A 20,404-nucleotide genomic window follows, 5' to 3' on the forward strand; every position below is an offset into this window, starting at 1 on the left:
GGCACGAAATGATTTATTAATATACCGCTCAACCCTTGATATAAGGGCATTTCTTCAAATGTTTTAAAATGGATTATTATTTCAACTTGGCTCAAACCTTAGCACGGTGTTGGCATGGACAGAAGCCGTATAAAATTAGATTTTTACATGTATTTACAAATGAACAAACCCACAAGCTGCAAACTTGTGAGTTTGTTCATTTTCTAATAAAACTTTATCCCGTGCCAAATCCCAAACCTTATATCCATTTGTAATTTGAATCATACCATTCGAATCAGACTATTAATAAGTATCCTTATTGCTTTTTGGACCAATTTTACTTCATATAAAATACCCGAAAAATTTGATAAGCTTATTTGGGATTAAACATAATAACTTTTAAAGAGGTGTGACAGTGAAGGAAGTACAAGAATTCTTAAGAAAATATCATCAAGAAATGAAATGGGAAATCAATAATGATAATTATGAAATGACACGTGCATCACTTTTAAATAATTACATGTTTTTAACGACAGAACTCGCTGAAGTTGCAGAAGAGCTTAGAAAAGCATTTAATATTGTCAACAAAAATATTATGCAAGGGATTAACGAAACAGGGGCATTCGATCTAGCAAAAGAAGAAATTAAAGAAAATCCAGGCAGAGAGTTTGCCGATTGCTTTGCCTATATTTTTAAAATTGCTAATTACTTTGAAATCGATTTAGAAGAAAGCTTTTACTCGAAAATGGATGAAGTTAAAAACAGAAAAAATAAAGATATTAGTCTTAATAGAAAGTAATGGTATGGAGATAAAGAATTTGTAGTATGTAGAATTAAAGCATTATCATTACCTAAAACGTAAAAAAGAGAGAATGGGATATCCCATTCTCTCTTTTTTAGCTACTCTTGGAAATAAAAGATTAACGGAACTGATGAACTGATTACAGTAAAAAACCCCTTTGTAATCCATGTTGAATTCCACCTTCCCAATCATTAACAAGATGATCTCTAACCATCTCAAATAAATGCATTACTACATCTTCGTAAATCGGATTCTTTACATAAGTAGGAAGATATCTGTATTCTCTATCGGTATTTTTCTGTTTTCTAAGTACATATATCTGGTCAACCTTAAATTTCTGTAAGTTAACGTGTTCAGTAAGTTTAAGCCATTCTGCAACAACAATATATTTTGCATTTGGGTTTCGGGTTTTAAGTTGTTCAGCAGCTGTAGAAGAACCCTCTAACATAGTCTTGTCCAAATAGGTTTTACACTCGATTGCAATTGCGGGCACCTCAAGTACGTGAGTTTCAACTACTTCTGACCCTTCAACAGACATATTAGCTTGTATACTAACTCCAATAACAAAATCATGATCTTTCTTTTCAATTTTAATATTAGGTTGGGTTACCATATCTCTGTAGCTAGAAGGATTTATAAACATATCCTTAAAAGAGTGAGATTTTCCAACAAGAGCTTGGTTATTAAATTCTTTTGCTAAATCCTTGAAAAGGTAGTAGATAAACTCTTCTAAAACTGATGAATGTAAGTTTGACCTTGAATCAAACTTTTCTGCATAATGTTGTTGGTCTAAGAACTCCTTATATTCATGAAATAACCTAACTCTTTCTTTAACAATGTTAGCATCCTCCTCTTTTCTTTCTGAGTAAGGTCCTAACAATTTCTCATTATTCTCTCTCCACTCGTTGTATTTTTCACGGATTTCAACCAAATACTTTCTTGAATCTTGATCTCTATATTTACTTGGATGAATTTCTTTTTGCGATAAATTAGTCCCATGTACGTACACTTTTTTTATCCCCCCGAACTTGACTTTCAAACATGAGATAATTCACTACTTGTAACAAGTAAGTTATTTGCAACTGCTTTAGCTAATAATGGTGGAACTGCATTACCTATTTGGTTATATTGACAAAGATAAGATTCATCAAATCTGCCCTCTCGTTGTAGTAACTTTTTACTGACAACTGTTGGTTTACCTTTAAACACGTACCAATCAGGGAATGTTTGTATTCTTGCACCTTCACGAGCCGTGAAATTTCTATGCTTATATGGATGAACAAAGTTTGCATAAAAGGAAGCAGCAATTGTATGACATGGCTTATCAGGATGCATTCTTCTATTATTTTGGTCGTAGAGTTTATCAGATATAGTCCCGATCTCGTTTCTTTTATAAGGTCGTAAATGCTCTGGTACGTCAGCAATGGAATTACCAAAAGTCATTGACTCGAACCTCTCAACCATTCTCTTTGAATGGTTCATTGCCTTATGATTATATACTCTATTACAATCTCCTCTTAAAAAACTCTGATAATCATTCATCGGTTCTTTGTCGTACTCCATTTCTTCACTTCCCTGACGAGCATCAATTTCTGGAAGGTCTGAAATAGCATCCCAAAGTGTAGGAGTAATCTGCAAGTTTGAATTTAATAAATCAATTTCATTAGGTAAAATATGAGTTTGCAGCGGAAATGGATTTTCTAGCTTGGATAAGGAACCAATTACAAACATTCTTTTTCTTATTTGTGGCACGCCATAATCAGTTGCATTTAGAACATTGACATAAACGTGGTATCCTAGACTTTCCATTTCCCTTATAATAATATCAATAACTTTCTCTTTACTTTCTGTCTTAGCCTTGAGTAAATTAGGGACATTTTCCATTACTAAGTACTTTGGTTTAAATAATGAGGCTACTCTAATAAATTCTGTGAAAAGTGAATTTCTTGGGTCTTTTGGGTCTCCTGCCTTTCTATTACTTATTGAGAAGCCCTGACAAGGTGGACCACCAATAATTATATCTGGTTCATTATTTTCAAATGTTTTCAAGAGGAATTCATTTGAGTATGTTTGGATATCACCATTTAATAGAATTGCATCACGATGATTAGTCATAAATGTTTCTCCTGCCCATGCATCCACTTCAATGCCACCTATTATTTCACAACCTGCAAGCTCAAATCCTAAACTGAACCCACCAGCTCCAGCAAATAAATCTAAAACTTTCATATATATTAATCTCCTCCGTAAAAACAGAACACATGATTTCTTTTAATTAATATTATAGCATTTAAACAGAGATTTTTTAATTGTTTCATTTACCCCAGTATTATTTACTCTACTGAATGAAAATTATTTCTTTAATTATAATTCATCAGTTTGAAATTAGAAATTAATGTTTATATTAATTATAATTGAATTTTGGCACCTAATTTTTACATTATTAAAATTATTTTATATTGGTGATAAACCAATGAATGAGAAGTTAAAAATTTTAAGTCATAATGATCCATTACTCGGAAAATTAATTAATTTCATGGGGCAATTAGAAATAAAAAATCGAGGAAATAAATATTTATCTTATTAAGTCTATCATTGGTCAACAACTCTCTCAATTAGAGCAGCTGAAACTATATTTGAACATTTAATTAATTTAACATAAGAGACAATCACACCAGAAAAAGTAATTTCGCTCTCTGATGAGGCACTTAGAGAAATCAGAATATCATATCAAAAAATGAAATATATAAAAGATTTATCTCAAAAAGTGTTAAGAAAAGAAATTGAATTAAATAATATTGATAAGTTGAGTAACAATGAAGTGATTACTCAATTAACTAATGTAAAGGAATCTACATATACACAAATTGAAGTAATTATAAGAAATCACGTTTTGCCCACTTTTGGGCATAAAAAACAATGACTATTCATAGACCTGAAATAAAAAGATGGTTTGCAAAATTTGGTAAAATAATGAAAACAACAGCGGACACTTATCTTGATATTACCGAAAAAATAGAAGAAGACGAACTTCAAAAGTTCGCCTCCTATACTAAAAAACAAGGTCAACTTGGCACGAACACGTCACCAAGTTGACACAATAAAAAATCCTCTCAAATCCGCATTATATATGGGTTTTCCGGATATTAACCAATCGAACCTTCCATCTCAAACTTAATTATTTTTGGGAATCACATGAAAACATACGTTCTCTTGTTGGCGTGATTCCTGCGGTTTATATTTGTTTTACGTCATATAAAATAATAAGCCGTCATATGTTTGTGGGTGTTTTGTGGGTGTACCCACATAAATATACTAATGAAGGAAGTGAAATACATGAACATAAATAAATTAAGATCATTCCTTTATAAAACATCAAAATACCTGGGTGACGTCAACGCCGTTCAAAAGGGTACTATCGGAAAACGTATCATGCGACGTGCTGCGGGTAAAGCATCCGGCAAGCTAATGAAAAAGATATTCAAATAAGATAGTCCAGGGTGGTGATTTCATGAATGATCTTGAGAGGAAGCTATACAGGATCATCTATAATATGAGCAGGTTTCGCAAAAACCCCACAATTGAGGACTTAAAAATAAAAACAGGTAAAGACGAACAATCTATACGAAAAGCCGTTAAAAATCTTATTTCAAGAAATGAATTGACATGGGATAAGGAAAAGAAGGAATGGCGGTTCAAATAAAAAAGAAGCCCCTAAAAAGGGCTTTTTTTAATGGAATTTATCATAACCGATACTTGATGTGTGTCCTCTGATAGCTTCTTCATGGTTTTGTGAAAAGGCGAAATAACCAAGCGTGCTCAAAGTGCCAATAATGATGAGGGTTGCTACTACTGACTTAAATTTCATAAAGGCAATCGCTCCTTTTAATTAATTGTTGGAAGTAAAGAACCTTCTCATAGAAGTTCGACGCCTTGTCTTTATCTCCTACTGATTTATATTTCCTTGCTGCATCTTTCGATAATTCTTCAAGAATTGCATACATTCCCCGATCGGTTAAATATTCGGTATCACTCAACACTTTATCATAATCATCTTTGACATAAAGCGCCTTATAAAAAGTGAACACTTTAAGCATCACGTCATCATTTAATTTTTCAGCCAGTTCTATTCCCTGGTTAAGGGCATATAACCCTAAATCGTTTTCCTTCTCATGAAAATACGACCTTACAAGCACGCTTAATGGATCAAGTATTCTGTTAAAATGCTCATATCCTCGCTCTTTAAAAGCATTGATTGAATCATTTAAGTATTTTATTGAAGCAACAATTTCATCATTGTGGAAATAACTTAACGCCAAATTATAAAGCGCTGATCCTACTAATCTTTTAGTGTCGCTTTCCGTTGCTTTTTCTAGTGCGTGTTCAAAATGAGGCTTTGCTTTTTCGGGGCAACCCATATCAATATAATTTAATCCAATGACAAAGGAACATTGTATCTGTCTAACGGTATAAGTTTCTTTTTCTCGATAGCATTCTATTGCTTGGGCTATATGGTGCATAGACATGTGGTTTTGTTTCATGTGGTAATAGATTTCAGCCATCTTGTAATTGAACTCGGCACGTTCAATATCATCACTTACAAGAGATAGCTTTTTTTCTGCTCGTTTGTAGAAGGTAATTGCGTTGAGGTATTCATAGTTTTCAAATTCGTACATGCCGTAGAAAAAGTTAAAATAATAATCTAGCAAGCCTGTTAATTTCTCTTGATCCTTTTTTATTTTCATTGCTAGTTCTCTAAAGTTGGCACGCTCTTTCCCATTTTCCAATGGATTCAAATAATCCAACATTAATTTATGTCGGAACTCCATGAGTGAGAAATATAATAATAAATCCTGGTTTTCTTCCATATCATCGAGCAAAGATTTTATTTCTTCTTTATATGCTTCGGCGTCCGGTACGTTAAATCTTTGAATATGGTAATACCATTCATTGATTTTCATACCGACATGAGAAGAAAGAACTTTCTCCATAAGACCCTACCCCTTCCTTGCTATTCCCTATAATGACATATATTATCATTTTCTGAATAATTCCACACCGAAAAGAAACCGCAAAAGTTAGGGTGTTTGATATGGTATAGCCTTATTCGGAGCAATTTTGATTAACTAATATAAAAAAAGAGCCTAATTAAAATAAACGGCTCTTTTTTAAGTCATCAGCTATTAGATGTTTTCGTGTTCTTTCTTTTAATAAAATAAATTACTGCTGCGATTATGACTACAGGTATAACCACAAATAGACTAACCCCAATAATCGTATTCCAAGGCATATTTACTATCTCCTTTCATAAAGATTTAATGCCATTTAGACCATGTTTTAGAAGCTACATCATACGCATTGTTTGACTTCGTCACCACAGATGCTTTTGTCCACATAGTTGTATATGCTGGAATAATAGAATTGTAACGGTGTGTTTTATCCATTGCATATCTTTTGGCATTAGCAACCTTTTTATGACTCACTTTTCCACCATATACTTTACCGATAGATGGAAAGCCTCCACCCCACCCTATAATACCGAATGAATCATGATACGTTTTAAGGGAGACTTGTTTTAGTTTTCCACTGTTTCGAGTCGCTATTATATTCCCACGATACGATGATGTACCTGCAAGGAATGCAATATTTTGATACATTGTACCTTTTACAGTCACTTTTGTTCCATATTTCTTTTTAGAAACAGTGAAACTTTTTGATGATTTAATCCCTTTAGTGGAAATTTCCTCGTTTTGTTCCTGACGTTCAACAACTGCTTGAGTTAATAAAAATAAGGTATCTTCTTTTGATAAAACATCACCTTCATCATAACCCTCACTAATTGCTGTCTTTTGATCAATAATATCTTCTTCACTTAGAGCCTTGTAGTTTTCTATGTCTTCATTTGTTACAATATCCGTTGCTTTTTCAAACGTTAAATACTGATCGTTAGTTTCTTCTGCGGTTGCTACAATGGGTGTGATCGCAAACAATAATAGGACAGCAACAAAGATTTTCAAACTTGTTATAAATCTCTTCATTTTGTTTCCCCTTTGAATTGTATTATTAAAAAATTACGACCTAGACTCGTAATTTGATAATCAACACTTTAACGATCTTCCAAGTGTTAATTATAGAATATTATGGTATTGAATACAATATATTACTTAGATCGAATTAATCAAAAGGGATTTAAACAAATACATAAAATATATATGGGAATATGTATGTTTTTTTATAGGTGCAAATGCTTTAGATATTTAACTATACTTCAGAAAGTTTACTTATTCGATGTTACTAATCAACATACAAAAAAATCCCCCATCCTAAAAAGGACAGGGGTTTTACTCATTTCAATGCTTTTTCGAGCTTTGCTTTAGTCTTCGGACCATAGATGCCGTCGGCGGCAAGACCGTGCATCAATTGGAATCGCTTGACCGCATCCGCTGTTTTCGGTCCATAATATCCGTCAATCCCGTTGTTTTTTGCCTTTTTATCCGGGTAGTAGTAAACCGCCGCTAGGGCTTCTTGTACGGCTTTTACTGCTGATCCCTTTGTAAGAGGGTTTGTAACTTTTAAAATGCCAGTAGGCAGGTTGTATGACTTTTTAGCAGGCTTGGAAGCTGCTGTTTTGGATGGTGCTGCTGTTGTTGGTTTAACAGTCGGCTTTTTATTTGTGTGAGCAACGGCGATCCCGGCTTTGAAGCTGTCCCAACGATTAAGCAGCTTGCGGGGACATTCTTTCCCGCTCCAATGCTTATGCGGCACAACGTTTGCTAATGGAATCCCTTGATCCTGCATTAACTGGCGAATTAACCATTGAGCATTTTCGACCGCCTTCTCAAAATTGCCGTCTGCATTTTCGCAAATCTCAATTCCAATTGACTTCATATTGCCCGTTCCTCTGCCGTCTCCTGCGTGCCAACCATTTTCGTTTAACGGTAAATGCTGATAGATCACATTTTCGTCTACAGTGTAGTGCCAGCTCACCGCCGTGGATGAGCGTTTCACAAAATTAGCGTGACTTGCTGCGTCTGCGCCCTTTGACGTATTGGCTGTGTTATGAACTGTAATATATAAAGGCTTCATATAGTTGCCTGGTCGATTTTTATTCCCTTTTGAAATGAAGTCTTGAATGATTTTCACCATTGTTCATCGTCTCCTTAAAATTGTTTTTGGTATTAAAAAAGAACTGCCTGGGCAGCCCTTTATTTTGTTAATCCTTTTTGTTGCAGCGCTTCTTTTTGGGCTTTCCCTCGACTTGTCACATAGTTGTTTTTGAACCATGCGACAAGGGTTGTCACTAAAGTAAAGATCATTGAGAAGGCAAGGTATAACGTTTCTGTTAATGTGTTTACCTGGTCCTCACTGATCGGCAAAACAGGTTTTCCAAACATAATTAACGCCTGGTTGATTAGTGCAATAAAAAGAAGCACCGTGCGAACGACCGTGCCTTTGTCAAAGTTTTTCATATTAATTTCCTCTTTTCGTTTTATTTTTGGTTTCTTTCGATACGATCCAATTTCTCGATTACCACGTCATATTTCTCACTGAATTTTGCTAGTACGTCATTTTGTGCGTCAATTTGTTCGTTTAGCTTGTTCTCACGCTCTTTAGTTGTATTGAGGACATAAAACAACACCCAACAAAAAAGAACCGCAAACGGTCCTTGTGTCATCAAATACTGCGCCAAATCCATTTCCACCATACTCACCTACTCCCGCCATAAAAAATAAGCCTATACCTCGTACGGCTCACCTGTGATCTGCTCATATTGTTCAATCGTTAAATACCCTTTTTGAATACCTTCTTCTAAATCTTCAATACTACAGTCATCAAAAGACATAGCTTGTTTGACCATTGCAATTGTAGCCCATTTATAAAAAAGAGCTAACACCCAAAAATTAAGATTCATCTGTAAACCCTCCCTTTAATTTAAGGATTTCTATTCGCATTTCTGCAAGCTGCTGCCCTAGCGTTGCATTCATTCTATCCGACTGTTGACGCCCTATTTTTTCTAGGGCAAGTTGTTCCCCTAGAAGTAGGAGTTGCCTTTCAACGCTAGATAAGGGCTTTTCATCTTTCTTGGCTAGGTATTCATTCCATGCGACTTCTAACGTTTCATCTGACGGGATAGGATCATCTAATGACCACTTGTCTATGAATTGTCCCTCTCCATCATCCCGAACCGAATAATCCTTACCTAGTTCTGCATTCGGGTATAAATGTTTAATCGCTAGCGCTTTATTCATCTTTTCCCTCCTATCTCAATTGAGACATGGTAACGTAAGCTGTGTTTATTGATACTGTTTTGTTGGTCCCTCGTGGTGTTATATAGAAAGTTACCTTATCCCCGGCTTTAAATTTTTGTAATAAATAAAGCACGCACGTACTTGATGATGTTGCTGGATTCCAGTTTCCAAAACGTTGAAATTCTGTTCCATTCACATAGCACGATAAAATATTATCCGATCCAACTGTAATATTTGTGCTAGTTATATAAAGCCTGATCAAATATAGACCACTATTTTTCAGTGTGATTTCAGCACGAGAACGGTTATACTCTGATAAATCGTCCGCTCGTGTCGCCCCAAAAACAAGCTTGGTCGCTACATTTTCAGCAGCGGAAACCGATGAATTATCTTGATCATAGGTATCAACATAAGTGCTGTTCGCCACATCTTCTACTGTTAGTATTCTTTTCCATCCCCGAAATGTCCCGTCTGTATGAATTGTTCCAACCCAATGTGTATTATCTGCGCTGCGGATGACATGGAAGTTCTTTCTAATACCTGTTGTAAATACATCAACGTTAAACCAAGATGTATCATTTGTGGTCGGCAGATTCGTAAAATATTGACCTGCGCCATAATAGAAGCCAGGCGGTAAATCAAACAAATTAGTTCCTCCGATTGTGGTTGGCACTGCTTGTCTAAATCCTGAATCTGTCGTCAATTTATACATCTGTGCTTTTTGGGATAACTCGTCTGTGTATGATTTTGCGTCACTCAAAGCCTTATTAGCCTTAGTTTGAGCGCCGGAAGTTGTTTCTTTTGCGTCCCACGCTTTTTGTTTATCTTCGGTCACATGTATTTTTTGATCTGTTGCATGATCGTCCGTATATTTTTTAGCTGCTGCAAGCGCTTTGTCTACTTTATCTTGTGCGCCTTGTTTGGTTTCAAGCGCTTCGAGATCGTCAAGTTTCTCTTTCATCCTGTCTAGCTGCTCTTGAAGCTCTTGAGTGGTTGTATCAATCTTCCCTTGCATATCGTCAGTGCGCTTTTTTATATCTGCTTCAAGCTCCGCTGCCATACGTTCAATTTGTTTTTTCAACGATTGAAAATCATCAATATAAAACTCCGCTGCCGGGGCAATGTCCTGGTCAATTAAATTTCGTTGTATATCGAAAGTAAATTCGTGAATGGACAAGGCTTGCCCGTTCCGATAATACAAGTTTAATGACGCTTGGACCTTGCCGTATAGCTTGATTTCGTCATTATCTAAGACGTATTCAGCTATTCCCTCAACCTTGTCTATAAGAGTGATATTCCGAATGTTTTTCGATCCATTTGCAAATTTTAGTACGAGTTTTCCGTCAACCGCTGACAACGGAAGTGGCACACCATCTTTACGCATTTGAAAGACTAACTTTGCTGTGCCTATGTCCTGGGTCGAAAAAACAATTTTTGAATCGTACACGCTTTGATCATAGGCGTCAACCACGAAAGGCAGCACACCATTTTTAAATAACTGATTGGTCATGTTCTACCACCTTTTCTTTTTCCTCTAGCTGCTGCACTTTTTCATTAAGTTCCTTGATGGTCTTTCTCATTTCTTCAATCTCGCTAGGGTTTGTTGTTTGTTCTACAGGAAAATCAACCTTTTGACCGTCTGCATCTTCCAAATAAACATTTTGGAAGTTTACGCCCTCGAGCCGAATAATTTTTTCCCCTTCGCTGCTGTAACCCGTGATTGACTCATTTCTTGATAGAATGACAGAATCAACCTCTATTTTTTCATTTCCCATAACTAAAAACATCATGCCACATCCTTTGCGTCTGTGATTGTGTCCGGCGCATTATCAACAATGCCGCCTATGGTCCAATCTCCCCGGCAAACATTTCCGTATCTAACAACTCTTTTCGCTGAATCAGTAATATAAATACCCGCCCTTGCTAGGTTACTAAGGGAAGATAACGACCTACATGTGTTTCCTGCAAGTAAAATGTCACGTGCGCCATTTGCGATCCGTATCGCTTCGTATTCACCATGCTTGTTGTAGCCTGCACCAGTGACTAAATTGCCTGTTATGGATGCAATTAAAACGCCCGACTGTTCAATACCATAGCGTCCAGGACGTCGGATATTATTTCCGTTAATCACTAGAAGGGTAGACTCTCCAAACGCTGCAATTCCGTCCCGACCGATAAAGCTGATCTGATTATCTCCTACGTTGACACCTACACAATCATTCATTCTCACCCCGTCACCGGAAGTATTAGATAATTGATTGGCAACAACAACGCCATTTCTAACAGAATCTAATCTAATTGCCGCTTGATTCGGTCCATCTACTCCGTCGATAATATTTCCAACAATATTCACGTTTCTTACAAAACCATCTTCACCGATCCCACGTACATAAATCCCTTCATTGGCACGTGTTTTCAAAATGGTGTTATTGGAAATAACCACATGATAAAACTTCTGTGATTTTGAAAGCTGTTCAAATTTATCGTTCTTTGTATGTGCGGGATTGGTTGGATCAATTGCACTTACAGTAATGCCAAAACGACAATTACGAAGCGTATTTTCGGTAATAGTTGTATTCAGCCAGTTATATCCACGCACTGCCCATCCATCAATATCATCAAACGTACAATTGCGAACCGTAATATTTTCGTGCCAATAATTAATTGTGGACGAATGAGAACCGACGCCTCTTGTCCATGCTTGCGTACCCGCTGTGCCGGATGCCCCAAAATAACAATTATCAATTAAACCATCTTTACAGACAGTAAAATCATAAGCTCCAAACGCTCCGAAAACTTCCTTGCGCTGCGCTAGGTCTATTTGAACCGCTTCGGAGAAGTACCTTGTTCCATCAGGATCAACAAACCCGATAAATTTTGAATCAACAATTTTGAAATGACGACATGCGTTAAATTCCACAGCGTGGTAACTTTGCACGTCTTTAAACGTCGCTTCTTTAATCAAAATATTACTGGCGTGTCCGAATGAAAAACAGTTACTTCGCATTGAAATTTTTGTTCCTCGGCAATCCCATAAGCCGCCTTCAATTACAATATTTCCGTTTCCGTTGTAAGCATAGTATTCAGTCGATCCATCACCATTTGTCATCATATATCTACCATAATAATTTAAAAGGGTCGCACCTCTTGCACTTACTAACGTATTTCCCCAATTGATCAATGGCGCACCTAATTTATAAGTGCCTGGGGGAATATATACCCTTACGCTTTTACCGCCTTTCGCACGATCAAGTGCAGCTTGTATACTTGGGGCAGAATCCTTTTTCCCTGTCGGATCAGCTCCAAGTAAAATAACATTTATATCCGGCAAAAAATCAAAGCGTTTATACACTTGATCAAAGTCATATTCAAGCCGATCATTCAAAGTCGGGTGAATGGTCGCATCAAGTGAAACCCTTCCGTCCACAACCTCTTTTATATCGTTGCCGTCATGATTGACGATTAGATTAACAAGTCGTGACCAATAACTATTGAGCCAATGTGCGACGCTTTTCCCTCTGTGGATGATGCTTGACGCTTCGTGGGCTTTATCGCTTGCTTTATGTTCTTTGATTTCTATGTCCAGTTGATTCAAAGCGTTTTCCGTGGACCTTGCGTTTTGCGATAGGTTATCTTCAAACTCTGCATTCTTGCCAATTTTAAAGACTTTCAATAAATTAAACCTTCCCATTCTATCAGCTCCTTCCATAAAAAATAGCCAACGGTTTCCCGTCAGCTATCTAAGTAAAATGAAATATTAATTTGTGCGCCGTTTGGTAAATCGGCAGCCGTTGGGCTGATCCTTTGACCACCTTTAGCAAGCATAATATTCATGCCGCTTGGGTTGGTAGTATCAACGGTTGCGCCTGCCGTAATCCCCTTTAGACTTAAATCAAAATCAACTCCCGCCCTGGGACTTTTCGGTTTTATGTCAATTCCTATATCAATATCAATGGTATTCCCTATCTCGTCAATTTCCGCACCGTCAACGCTGCTATCATCAATTGACCAGGTTTTCGTAATACTTGAATATGACAAACTCAAATCCTGGGAAACCTTCATATTGATATTATTCAATTGGCTTTGCGTGCTGCTTGCTATGCTCTTTTGTGCCTCAAGCATTTCTGCTATTTCTTTTTTGATTAAATTCCGCTGCTTTTTCATTGCGACGGTCTGCTCTAGTTGATAGTCAATAATGTCTTTACGATAGTTTGTCAGCGTGACAGACGGCTTTAAGTCCAAATTAAGAGGGTTGTATTTGATCTCCTGTACCCTTACCTCTCCTTCAAACAGGATGCCGTAAGCTGTATCGGCAATGACTGGAATAATAGCTCCTTTGGAAATATTGTCCTCAATCGCTTCGAGCTTCGGATCATACACTTTTTCAAAATCCAATTCTATTGTTAATTTTGGATAAGGATCAATTTTCCCTTTCAGAAATTTTTCCATGTCTTCTCTTTTTGAAATGGAATCCTCGTAAATTGTTTCTGCTACTCTAGGGCGACCATCTACAAGAAAAAGTTTTTCGTCGGGGTGAATGTATGTCACAGGTGGGAACATATACTTTTCATCATTTTTAAAGGTCCGATAAAGTCCAATAAAATTCCCGTTAGGCACGCTCACCCGGAAACCCGTTTTCATTTTTTTCGTGTTCGGGTTTTTGCTGTCCTTTCCCTTAAACGTTGCAACGACCGTATGCTCTTTATCCTCAAGACCTCGGATCACGTCAACCGTTTCAACCACATGACTTTCTTTGCCCGTGTCTTTGTACGTGCTGAATGTTTTGTTTGTCTTTTTATCAATGTTGAACGTGATTTTCCCGCCTAATTTCTCTTTGATCAGTTTCACGCTGAAGCCTGTTCCTTTGAATTTAAAAGAGAACGTTTGTCCAACATCCTCCGCATACATGGCGTTTAAATCACTGTTTGTTTTCCATTTCCCCGATTTACTATCATAGCCTTTAGTTTCCTCGCTTGCTGTGTCCTTTTCTTCTTTTACCTTGCCATAACCTTTTATTCTTGTGTAAGACTCGGACAGGCTGCTTTTGACACTGATCGTATTCATATTCGCCCTGGTATCTAATTTATAATTGATCCGCTTTTTGATTTCTTTATACACGTAAATATGATCGTTGTTTACATCAAGTTCAACAACAAAAGCCGATATAAGATCGTTCATCAGCTCTAACGACTTTTTCTTGCCGAATCCTTCTAGTTTGGCTTTCAATCCTTTAGCATCCGGCATGATGGTAAAGGAAAGACCGCTTCCTTTTAAAGCGTGTTTAAGTGCTGTGTCTATATCTATTTCTCCGTTAATTTCTTCATCCACCTGGTTATATGTCAGACGAACAATATACATATGATCAGCCACCACATTTCGGAATGACACGCCGTTTTCTGTGCGCTTTTCATCCTCGACAATAATGTATCGCTGCGCTTTATGCTCGATCTCATCTATAAGCAAAATGTTGTCATTTACAAGCATATCGAAAGCCAGTTCAGTCTCGGGTATTTGCAAACATTGAAATGACAATTGCTTTGTGCCGTCTAATTTATCCGAGACTTCGGGTTCTACATGTTCCAAAGGTATTTTATTTGTTGGATCGTGCTTTGACTGTACAAATAATTGATTCATCATGTCACCTACTTATAGTAAAAGCGCAAGACAAACCGCATATCAATACTGGATGCGCCTTCGATCTCAAATGGATTAAAGCCAGGGCGCAAACTCGGAAAGCGACCGGACGTATCCGCCATTTTCCCATCAATCATGACATATTGTCTTGTGACAATAATTTTTTGCTTTTTTGAAACTGATCCCTTTATCGTTAACGCCTCTTTCGTAGCATCATTGCGTATCTTCACGTCCTTACCTGTTAAATACAGGGTGACGCTATAATCAAAGTCAATCGGATCAATTGTCACATCAGAAGCGTTATAGACTTTAAACGTCTTGGACGTAAAGCTATATTTGAGATTGTCTTGACTCGGCAAATTCATGCCGATATGAAAATTTTCACCGCTCAAATTCAAAAGCTTTTCAGTATTAAAGACGGTTTCGCCAAGCCCAAGCCCTGCGGTGAATTCCACATCAACTTCTTTATAATTTTTCCCGTCATCTTTTTCGATTTCTATTTCATCATCACACGTCACCAGGTAACGTATACCAGGTGAAAAAGAACAACTAATGTAATAGGGTTCTTCTCTTACTAGCTCCCTGGTGAGCGCTGCCCTGTATCTATTAAATTGATCCGTGCTTTTTGCTTTAATATAAAATCGTGCTTTGATCTTTCTTTCTTTAAAACGGACTTTTTTCGACGTTTGTTTTAATCCTGGTCTATTTGCCACTACTGCCGTTTGACGTTCGATAGAAGCCGACACAGGCGTAAATTTTACGCAACGTAAAAAGGGAAGGCGCTTGCTGATCAATTGAAGCCCTTCCCCGTAATCCGTATAAAATTCATAGCTCAAGTCGCAAACCCTCCCCTACGCTGCCTATTTTTGAGTAAATCCATATTGTACTTGTTTAGTCCCTCAACATTAATCGTGGTGTCTTTCATGGCGATTTGTGTCAACAAGCCGATCATTTGATCAAACTTGTTTTCTAGCTGCTTAATAGCCTCGGCACTATCATTTTGAACAATCACATTTGTTGATCCTTGCCCTGGCTGCTCGGGCTGATAGCCAACCATTCGATTAGCTTGAGCAAGCACCTGCATAGCTCTGTTTCTTCTGAATTGCCTTAAAGGTAAAATCATTTCCCCTTTGTGGACCTCTGCCGTATGATTTCGGGTAATGATACCGCCTTTATCATAGCCAATGTACTTGCCGCCTTTTCTCATGTTGACTAAACCAGGATGCTTGTTAATTCCGCCATACCGACTATTCAAATAGTTGATAGCCGCAAGAACCTGGTGTACAGGATTTTTGATATTTCCGTAACCCGGCTCTTTGTTTGCTGCAAATGTGCTTGGTATAAATTGCATAAGTCCCTGGGACGGATGCCCCGCTTTTGCGTTGCTGTCCCAATTGTTTACAACTGTAGGATTTCCGCCCGATTCTTTCATGGCGATCGTTTCAAGCGCCTTTGAAAAAGAAGGGGAAATACCTTTAATTGCAATAGCTTGAGCAACCCACTTTTTGACGGCTGCGCTGCCTCCCTCACCAGGAACAAAACCAAAGTCTTTGATCTTGTTTTTAATAAAGGAAACCGCTTTGTCCTTGATAAAAGAAAAGCTGCCTTTAACGATCTGACCAAAGCCCCCTGCCATGCTCGGGGTCGTGATCCCCATTTTTTGAAGTAATGTATTCAGTAGCTTGCTAGGCTTTGTAATGAAGTCAGACACATCAAGTACCAGGTCTTTCACTTTACCGAAAAGACTAGAAATGAAATTGCCGCCCTTGCCTGTACCATCTTTATAAAATGGCACGCCATCAAACAACGCTTTCGTTTTAGGTCCTGACAATACTTCCGTGCCTTTAGGCAGGTTCATCATTGTGTCAGTTGAAGGAGACAGCCCCATTTGACCGCCAGGCGTGATAAACAGTTCTTGCATCCCTCCGTCGCCTAGAATGGCGGGTCCCCCTGGGTGTCCGCCTGTCCCTTTTGCGTATTTTGGCGGTGTCCATTCCGGTATTTGATTTTCTTTTGGAACGCCAACTTTACCAAGAACCCAGTTAACGCCACCTATTACGCCATTCACAACAAAGGAAAGTTTGTCATTCATTTTATTTGCTAATGCCTTGACGCCTTTTAGCGCCTCCCATGCCATGTTTTTAATTCCATTACCGATTTTACCCGGCAATTTTTTGGCTGCGTCTACAATGTCCCAAAAACGTTTGATCATGCCATCTTTCATGCTTGTTGCAATTGAAACGGCTTTGTCTTTAAGCCAAGTGACCATTTTCCCGGTGTTTGCAGCTCCATTTTTAAAGAAACCGACAATGCTAGACCACATTTTCGGGAAGATGCCTAAAAGCCCTTTTCCTAGCGATTTCGCAATCCCGAGAATCTTTCCGAAAAAGGAAAGTTGAACAAAATTCCATATCGAAGTAATCGAGCCGAAAAACACATCTTTAATGCCTTCCCACATCTTACCGAAGTCTCCCGTTAGCAAACCCGAGAAGAATTTTATGACACCTTGAATCACTTGCATTGCGCCCATGACAACCCCTTTAATGTTGCCCCAAACGCTTTTGATAATGGCAATAATTGCGGGCATAACAAATTGAACAACGGACCATATATTTTGTAAGGCTTGTGTAATGACACCGCCGTTTTCTTTCCAAAATGTTCCCCACACTGCGGCAAGCTGTCCGATAAATGACAGAATGCCGCCCAGGGCTTGTTTTACAATCGGCGCCATTGTAACAAATACATTCATCAAAATGCCGCCTATTGCCTGGAAAGTCGGCTGCATACTCTTAAATGAATTTTTAACAGTATCTATTACGCCTTTCACTGTATCAGTGGTGCTGACAATCATATCAACCACGCCAGGCGGGAAAAGCTGCGATAATATGCCGTACCCTTCTAAGCGTTCAGCGCTTCCCTCACCTTGCAATATGCCCCAAATACCCGCCATTGCCTGTTTTACTGTATTGCCAGCGCTGGACATTTGTTTCATGATCGGATCAGCAATATTAAATGCCTTCTCAAGAAATGTAGCCGCTGCGCCTCCTATTGGCTCTAATGCTGACAGTGCTTGACGCCCGATCTTTTTAAAGCGTGTGCCTAGATTGTCTTGCAACGCCGCCCCTGCTTCGTCAGCTTTGCCCTTTACGTCACCGATTTTCCCATCAATGCCGCCCAGGGCATACATGGCGTCAGCCTCTAAGTCCTCCCATTTTGTCCCGAAAAGAGCCACGCCGATATTGTTAGCGTCCACCTGGTCTTTCATGCCTTTCAACTCTTTTAAAACGGCATTTGAAACATCTTTAACAGTTCCTTTACCTTTCAAGAAATTTTCCCATATCTTTTGAGTTGGTTTGGACAAATCCATCATGGCGGCATTGGTAGATTTTGAACCGTCTTTGACTCGAATTTGAAACTCTTTCATAACGTCGTTGACGTAATCCAGGTTATATACGCCCGCTTTTGTTCCATTGACGAGTAATTGAAAATATTCTTGTGCTGAATAACCCATTTTCCCGAATAACGTTGAATACTCGGACAGGTTATCGAACATTTCGTTTGAAAAATTCAATCCGTTTTGCGCTCCATATGTCATGAGATCGAACGCATCACTCACAGACACGCCAAAACCTTTCATAATGTTGTTTCCTGCTCTCGCAACTTCGTTTACCTCGGAATCAAAAGCATCAGCAAGAACCAGGGCTTTTTTGGTTACGTCAGTAAGGTCCTTGTCTGCAATACTTCGGATATTTTGTTTAATTTGAAACAGACCATTCCTGGCATCATCCAAATTCTCTCCGAAGCCTTGTGACCACACGTCTTTTGCTATTCCTGTGAGCTTTTTGGCTTCATCACCCGTCAAACCTAGCTGCGCTCTTAAACGCCCTTGTGACGCTTGTATATCAGCCGTCATTTTTGCACCAAGCGTGCCAACGGCTGCCGTTAATGCTCCAATGGCTGCCGTACCCGCCACCGCTGCCGTAGCAAAGCCGCCCTTTAAAATGCTTGAGAGTTTGGAAACCTCTTTACCCGCTGCCGTTACATCATTAGATACATTTTGATGACTTGTTGCTAAATCGTCGGCGCTGTTTGCTGCTTCTGATTCGGCACGCTCAAGCCGCTCCACTTGACTTTGTGCAAGTCTTAAAGCGTTTTGCATATTGCGGTAACTTGTTATTTGAGAGTTTAAGCGTTGTGCGTATTTCTGCGCTTGGGTTGATCCCTCGCCGTATTGCTCCACTTGCTTTTCATATGCTTGTCTATAGGAATCTACAATTCTTTCTTGAATCTTCAATTGATCCGACAAACCCGACACCTTACTTTTACTTTCGCCGAGCTTGTCATCTAATGCTTTAAATTCGGCTGCGGTTGCTTTGGTTGCGGACTGTGCCGTTTTAAGCTGCTGCCTCAAGGCTGTGACGCCTTTGTCAAACCCTGTACTATCTAACGTCGTATTAACGACTAATGAACCTATCGGACGCCCTTCCGTAGCCATATGGTTTACCTCCTTTCCTTAAAAATTCAAAAATAAAAGAAGGCTCAAAAGCCTCCTGGTTTTAAAATCTGATCTATTGGAACGCTGCCCGTGCTTTGTCCTTTTCGATTCGCAAGACGTAAAAATCCGTTCAAGTCCATGTTGTCTATCTCATGATATTTGTACCCTTCTTTCATCAAATCTTCGTAAATATCATCTAATGAATCTAGGTAATCTTGCCACGTTTCTAAATACTCTATTTCTGTGCTTTCACCGCTTTCTTTTTCAAGCCGTCGTTTCCCTTTTTCTGTCCTGTCACTTGCAGGATGACATCAGCAATGGTTTGAAATGTTTCGTCAGACGGGATGTTGTCTAAAAAATCATCATATGAAAACTGTTGCCCGAATACGTCCACAACATAGGCAATCATTTCATCTAGCATTGTTGTTGCGTCTAAATTTTCTTGTTCACCTTGAGCTTGCAATTCAAGCGCACGTCTTAATTGACGAGCTGACGGCATATCCTTTGTGTACGTTTTTTCTTCTTTTGTTTGTGCATCAATCATTGTTAATTTCAACATATTAAACACCTCGTATATTTTTTAATGAATCCAGTTTAACCAGGTAAAATAAATTACCTGGCTATCAGAAAACACTATTTTTTTGTTGTGGTGCTTGATGGCGCTTCCGCTGTTCCATTGTCACCATCAGTGCTAGGGGCGATCCCTTTAAAGACAAAATCATAAAATCCCTTTTCAGTGAATCCAGGGCTTGCGCTGTGCGCCATGATATACGTCCAACCATCAAATTTCCGGGGCATGAATTGTCCTTCAATAGTTGGCGTAATAAATTCGACTTTATCCTCTTTTGTTTTACCTTCATTAGACGGAATTCCAAATTTACCTCGCAAAAGCCCAACATACCAAAAACCACCCTTTGTTTTCTGCCGGAACGTGATAGCAACGAAAGGCGGGTCAGTATCTTTTCCGTATGCCTCAAGCCAGCCGCCAATTAATTCAGCGCCTAGCAATTTATTTTTCATTTCTGTTGTAAGATCAGCCACGTTTATTTCTAGCTTTGCTTCGCCAACTCCCGAGCCTTCTTGATCAAATACCCCATCATCCCCGTAAAGAACGGCAATTTCCGAGCTTGGTTCTAATTTTGATTCAATTGCCCCAGGTACATTTATTACTTCGGTTGCTTCTTTGGCGGCGTCATCCTCAAAAACGCCGACCCTAATATCTCTCAATCCTGTTGTAGCCATTTA

20 protein-coding genes are annotated in these 20,404 nt (G+C 38.5%); 3 read left to right on the forward strand and 17 right to left on the reverse strand.

What is annotated here, in order from left to right:
• Nucleotides 1-394 precede the first annotated feature (394 nt).
• A complete protein-coding gene (locus tag MHI20_RS09020; protein WP_144665955.1) occupies nt 395-778 on the forward strand; it encodes a hypothetical protein in 384 nt (127 codons plus the stop codon).
• A gap of 142 nt (nt 779-920) precedes the next feature.
• On the opposite strand, the gene MHI20_RS09025 is transcribed toward MHI20_RS09020, so the two are convergent.
• The gene (locus tag MHI20_RS09025) at nt 921-1,790 is read right to left on the reverse strand and encodes a Bpu10I family restriction endonuclease (RefSeq protein ID WP_144665958.1); all 870 of its coding nucleotides are present in this window, start codon (nt 1,788-1,790) and stop codon (nt 921-923) included.
• 26 nt (nt 1,791-1,816) lie between these two features.
• Complete coding sequence (locus MHI20_RS09030) at nt 1,817-3,010, reverse strand: DNA cytosine methyltransferase (protein WP_144665961.1); 1,194 nt, start codon at nt 3,008-3,010, stop codon at nt 1,817-1,819.
• A 508-nt stretch (nt 3,011-3,518) separates the two neighbouring features.
• On the opposite strand from MHI20_RS09030, the gene MHI20_RS19235 reads away from it, so the two are divergent.
• Both MHI20_RS19235 and MHI20_RS09035 read left to right on the forward strand, forming a co-directional pair.
• Nucleotides 3,519-3,704 (forward strand): hypothetical protein, encoded by a 186-nt coding sequence (locus tag MHI20_RS19235; RefSeq protein WP_186316909.1) that lies wholly within the window; start codon nt 3,519-3,521, stop codon nt 3,702-3,704.
• A 588-nt stretch (nt 3,705-4,292) separates the two neighbouring features.
• Nucleotides 4,293-4,484, forward strand: a complete 192-nt coding sequence (locus tag MHI20_RS09035) for a hypothetical protein (RefSeq protein ID WP_144739449.1) — start codon at nt 4,293-4,295, stop codon at nt 4,482-4,484.
• Between the two features lie 154 nt (nt 4,485-4,638).
• Here MHI20_RS09035 and MHI20_RS09040 read toward each other — a convergent pair whose 3' ends face one another.
• The 15 genes from MHI20_RS09040 to MHI20_RS09110 form a co-directional block, all read right to left on the reverse strand.
• Nucleotides 4,639-5,772: a response regulator aspartate phosphatase gene (locus MHI20_RS09040; protein WP_061418948.1), complete on the reverse strand. Its 1,134-nt coding sequence runs from the start codon at nt 5,770-5,772 to the stop codon at nt 4,639-4,641.
• A 324-nt stretch (nt 5,773-6,096) separates the two neighbouring features.
• A complete protein-coding gene (locus MHI20_RS09045) occupies nt 6,097-6,819 on the reverse strand; it encodes a hypothetical protein (protein ID WP_061418945.1) in 723 nt (240 codons plus the stop codon).
• 307 nt (nt 6,820-7,126) lie between these two features.
• The gene (locus tag MHI20_RS09050) at nt 7,127-7,927 is read right to left on the reverse strand and encodes a peptidoglycan recognition protein family protein (protein ID WP_061418942.1); all 801 of its coding nucleotides are present in this window, start codon (nt 7,925-7,927) and stop codon (nt 7,127-7,129) included.
• A 59-nt stretch (nt 7,928-7,986) separates the two neighbouring features.
• Complete coding sequence (locus tag MHI20_RS09055; protein ID WP_340937663.1) at nt 7,987-8,250, reverse strand: phage holin; 264 nt, start codon at nt 8,248-8,250, stop codon at nt 7,987-7,989.
• Nucleotides 8,251-8,270: 20 nt separating this feature from the next.
• Nucleotides 8,271-8,483 (reverse strand): BhlA/UviB family holin-like peptide, encoded by a 213-nt coding sequence (locus tag MHI20_RS09060; RefSeq protein WP_034324986.1) that lies wholly within the window; start codon nt 8,481-8,483, stop codon nt 8,271-8,273.
• A 33-nt stretch (nt 8,484-8,516) separates the two neighbouring features.
• Nucleotides 8,517-8,693 carry an XkdX family protein gene (locus tag MHI20_RS09065; protein WP_340937665.1) on the reverse strand — a complete coding sequence of 59 codons (177 nt, stop codon included), beginning with the start codon at nt 8,691-8,693 and terminating at the stop codon, nt 8,517-8,519.
• Nucleotides 8,683-9,030 carry an XkdW family protein gene (locus MHI20_RS09070; RefSeq protein ID WP_165378956.1) on the reverse strand — a complete coding sequence of 116 codons (348 nt, stop codon included), beginning with the start codon at nt 9,028-9,030 and terminating at the stop codon, nt 8,683-8,685. The genes MHI20_RS09065 and MHI20_RS09070 overlap by 11 nt, the downstream gene beginning before the upstream one ends.
• A 10-nt stretch (nt 9,031-9,040) precedes the next feature.
• On the reverse strand, nt 9,041-10,540 hold the full coding sequence (locus MHI20_RS09075) for a BppU family phage baseplate upper protein (RefSeq protein WP_340937668.1): 1,500 nt from the start codon (nt 10,538-10,540) through the stop codon (nt 9,041-9,043).
• Nucleotides 10,521-10,817 (reverse strand): hypothetical protein, encoded by a 297-nt coding sequence (locus MHI20_RS09080; protein ID WP_144739458.1) that lies wholly within the window; start codon nt 10,815-10,817, stop codon nt 10,521-10,523. Before MHI20_RS09080 ends, MHI20_RS09075 begins: the two co-directional genes overlap by 20 nt.
• Entirely contained in the window at nt 10,817-12,721 is a 1,905-nt protein-coding gene (locus MHI20_RS09085; RefSeq protein ID WP_340937672.1) for a right-handed parallel beta-helix repeat-containing protein, read from the reverse strand. Before MHI20_RS09085 ends, MHI20_RS09080 begins: the two co-directional genes overlap by 1 nt.
• 41 nt (nt 12,722-12,762) lie before the next feature.
• Nucleotides 12,763-14,664, reverse strand: a complete 1,902-nt coding sequence (locus MHI20_RS09090) for a phage tail protein (RefSeq protein WP_340937673.1) — start codon at nt 14,662-14,664, stop codon at nt 12,763-12,765.
• 8 nt (nt 14,665-14,672) lie between these two features.
• The gene (locus tag MHI20_RS09095) at nt 14,673-15,500 is read right to left on the reverse strand and encodes a phage tail domain-containing protein (RefSeq protein WP_340937675.1); all 828 of its coding nucleotides are present in this window, start codon (nt 15,498-15,500) and stop codon (nt 14,673-14,675) included.
• Nucleotides 15,497-19,159 (reverse strand): phage tail tape measure protein, encoded by a 3,663-nt coding sequence (locus tag MHI20_RS09100; protein ID WP_340937678.1) that lies wholly within the window; start codon nt 19,157-19,159, stop codon nt 15,497-15,499. The genes MHI20_RS09095 and MHI20_RS09100 overlap by 4 nt, the downstream gene beginning before the upstream one ends.
• Before the next feature lie 235 nt (nt 19,160-19,394).
• Nucleotides 19,395-19,715: a phage tail assembly chaperone G gene (gene gpG, locus MHI20_RS09105; RefSeq protein WP_133254352.1), complete on the reverse strand. Its 321-nt coding sequence runs from the start codon at nt 19,713-19,715 to the stop codon at nt 19,395-19,397.
• A gap of 77 nt (nt 19,716-19,792) precedes the next feature.
• Nucleotides 19,793-20,401: a major tail protein gene (locus MHI20_RS09110; RefSeq protein WP_340937682.1), complete on the reverse strand. Its 609-nt coding sequence runs from the start codon at nt 20,399-20,401 to the stop codon at nt 19,793-19,795.
• Between the last annotated feature and the right edge of the window lie 3 nt (nt 20,402-20,404).

The organism is Bacillus sp. FSL K6-1106, assembly GCF_038005245.1.
GTDB lineage: Bacteria > Bacillota > Bacilli > Bacillales > Bacillaceae > Bacillus > Bacillus altitudinis.

What these genes read in the sequence shown, in the direction of transcription:
- MHI20_RS09075 (WP_340937668.1), bottom strand. Translation starts at nt 10,540, where the DNA reads ATGACCAATCAGTTATTTAAAAATGGTGTGCTGCCTTTCGTGGTTGAC.
- MHI20_RS09055 (WP_340937663.1), bottom strand. Translation starts at nt 8,250, where the DNA reads ATGAAAAACTTTGACAAAGGCACGGTCGTTCGCACGGTGCTTCTTTTT.
- MHI20_RS09070 (WP_165378956.1), bottom strand. Translation starts at nt 9,030, where the DNA reads ATGAATAAAGCGCTAGCGATTAAACATTTATACCCGAATGCAGAACTA.
- MHI20_RS09085 (WP_340937672.1), bottom strand. Translation starts at nt 12,721, where the DNA reads ATGGGAAGGTTTAATTTATTGAAAGTCTTTAAAATTGGCAAGAATGCA.
- MHI20_RS09090 (WP_340937673.1), bottom strand. Translation starts at nt 14,664, where the DNA reads ATGAATCAATTATTTGTACAGTCAAAGCACGATCCAACAAATAAAATA.
- MHI20_RS09045 (WP_061418945.1), bottom strand. Translation starts at nt 6,819, where the DNA reads ATGAAGAGATTTATAACAAGTTTGAAAATCTTTGTTGCTGTCCTATTA.
- MHI20_RS09110 (WP_340937682.1), bottom strand. Translation starts at nt 20,401, where the DNA reads ATGGCTACAACAGGATTGAGAGATATTAGGGTCGGCGTTTTTGAGGAT.
- MHI20_RS09050 (WP_061418942.1), bottom strand. Translation starts at nt 7,927, where the DNA reads ATGGTGAAAATCATTCAAGACTTCATTTCAAAAGGGAATAAAAATCGA.
- MHI20_RS19235 (WP_186316909.1), top strand. Translation starts at nt 3,519, where the DNA reads ATGAAATATATAAAAGATTTATCTCAAAAAGTGTTAAGAAAAGAAATT.
- MHI20_RS09065 (WP_340937665.1), bottom strand. Translation starts at nt 8,693, where the DNA reads ATGAATCTTAATTTTTGGGTGTTAGCTCTTTTTTATAAATGGGCTACA.
- MHI20_RS09030 (WP_144665961.1), bottom strand. Translation starts at nt 3,010, where the DNA reads ATGAAAGTTTTAGATTTATTTGCTGGAGCTGGTGGGTTCAGTTTAGGA.
- MHI20_RS09080 (WP_144739458.1), bottom strand. Translation starts at nt 10,817, where the DNA reads ATGTTTTTAGTTATGGGAAATGAAAAAATAGAGGTTGATTCTGTCATT.
- MHI20_RS09035 (WP_144739449.1), top strand. Translation starts at nt 4,293, where the DNA reads ATGAATGATCTTGAGAGGAAGCTATACAGGATCATCTATAATATGAGC.
- MHI20_RS09040 (WP_061418948.1), bottom strand. Translation starts at nt 5,772, where the DNA reads ATGGAGAAAGTTCTTTCTTCTCATGTCGGTATGAAAATCAATGAATGG.
- MHI20_RS09100 (WP_340937678.1), bottom strand. Translation starts at nt 19,159, where the DNA reads ATGGCTACGGAAGGGCGTCCGATAGGTTCATTAGTCGTTAATACGACG.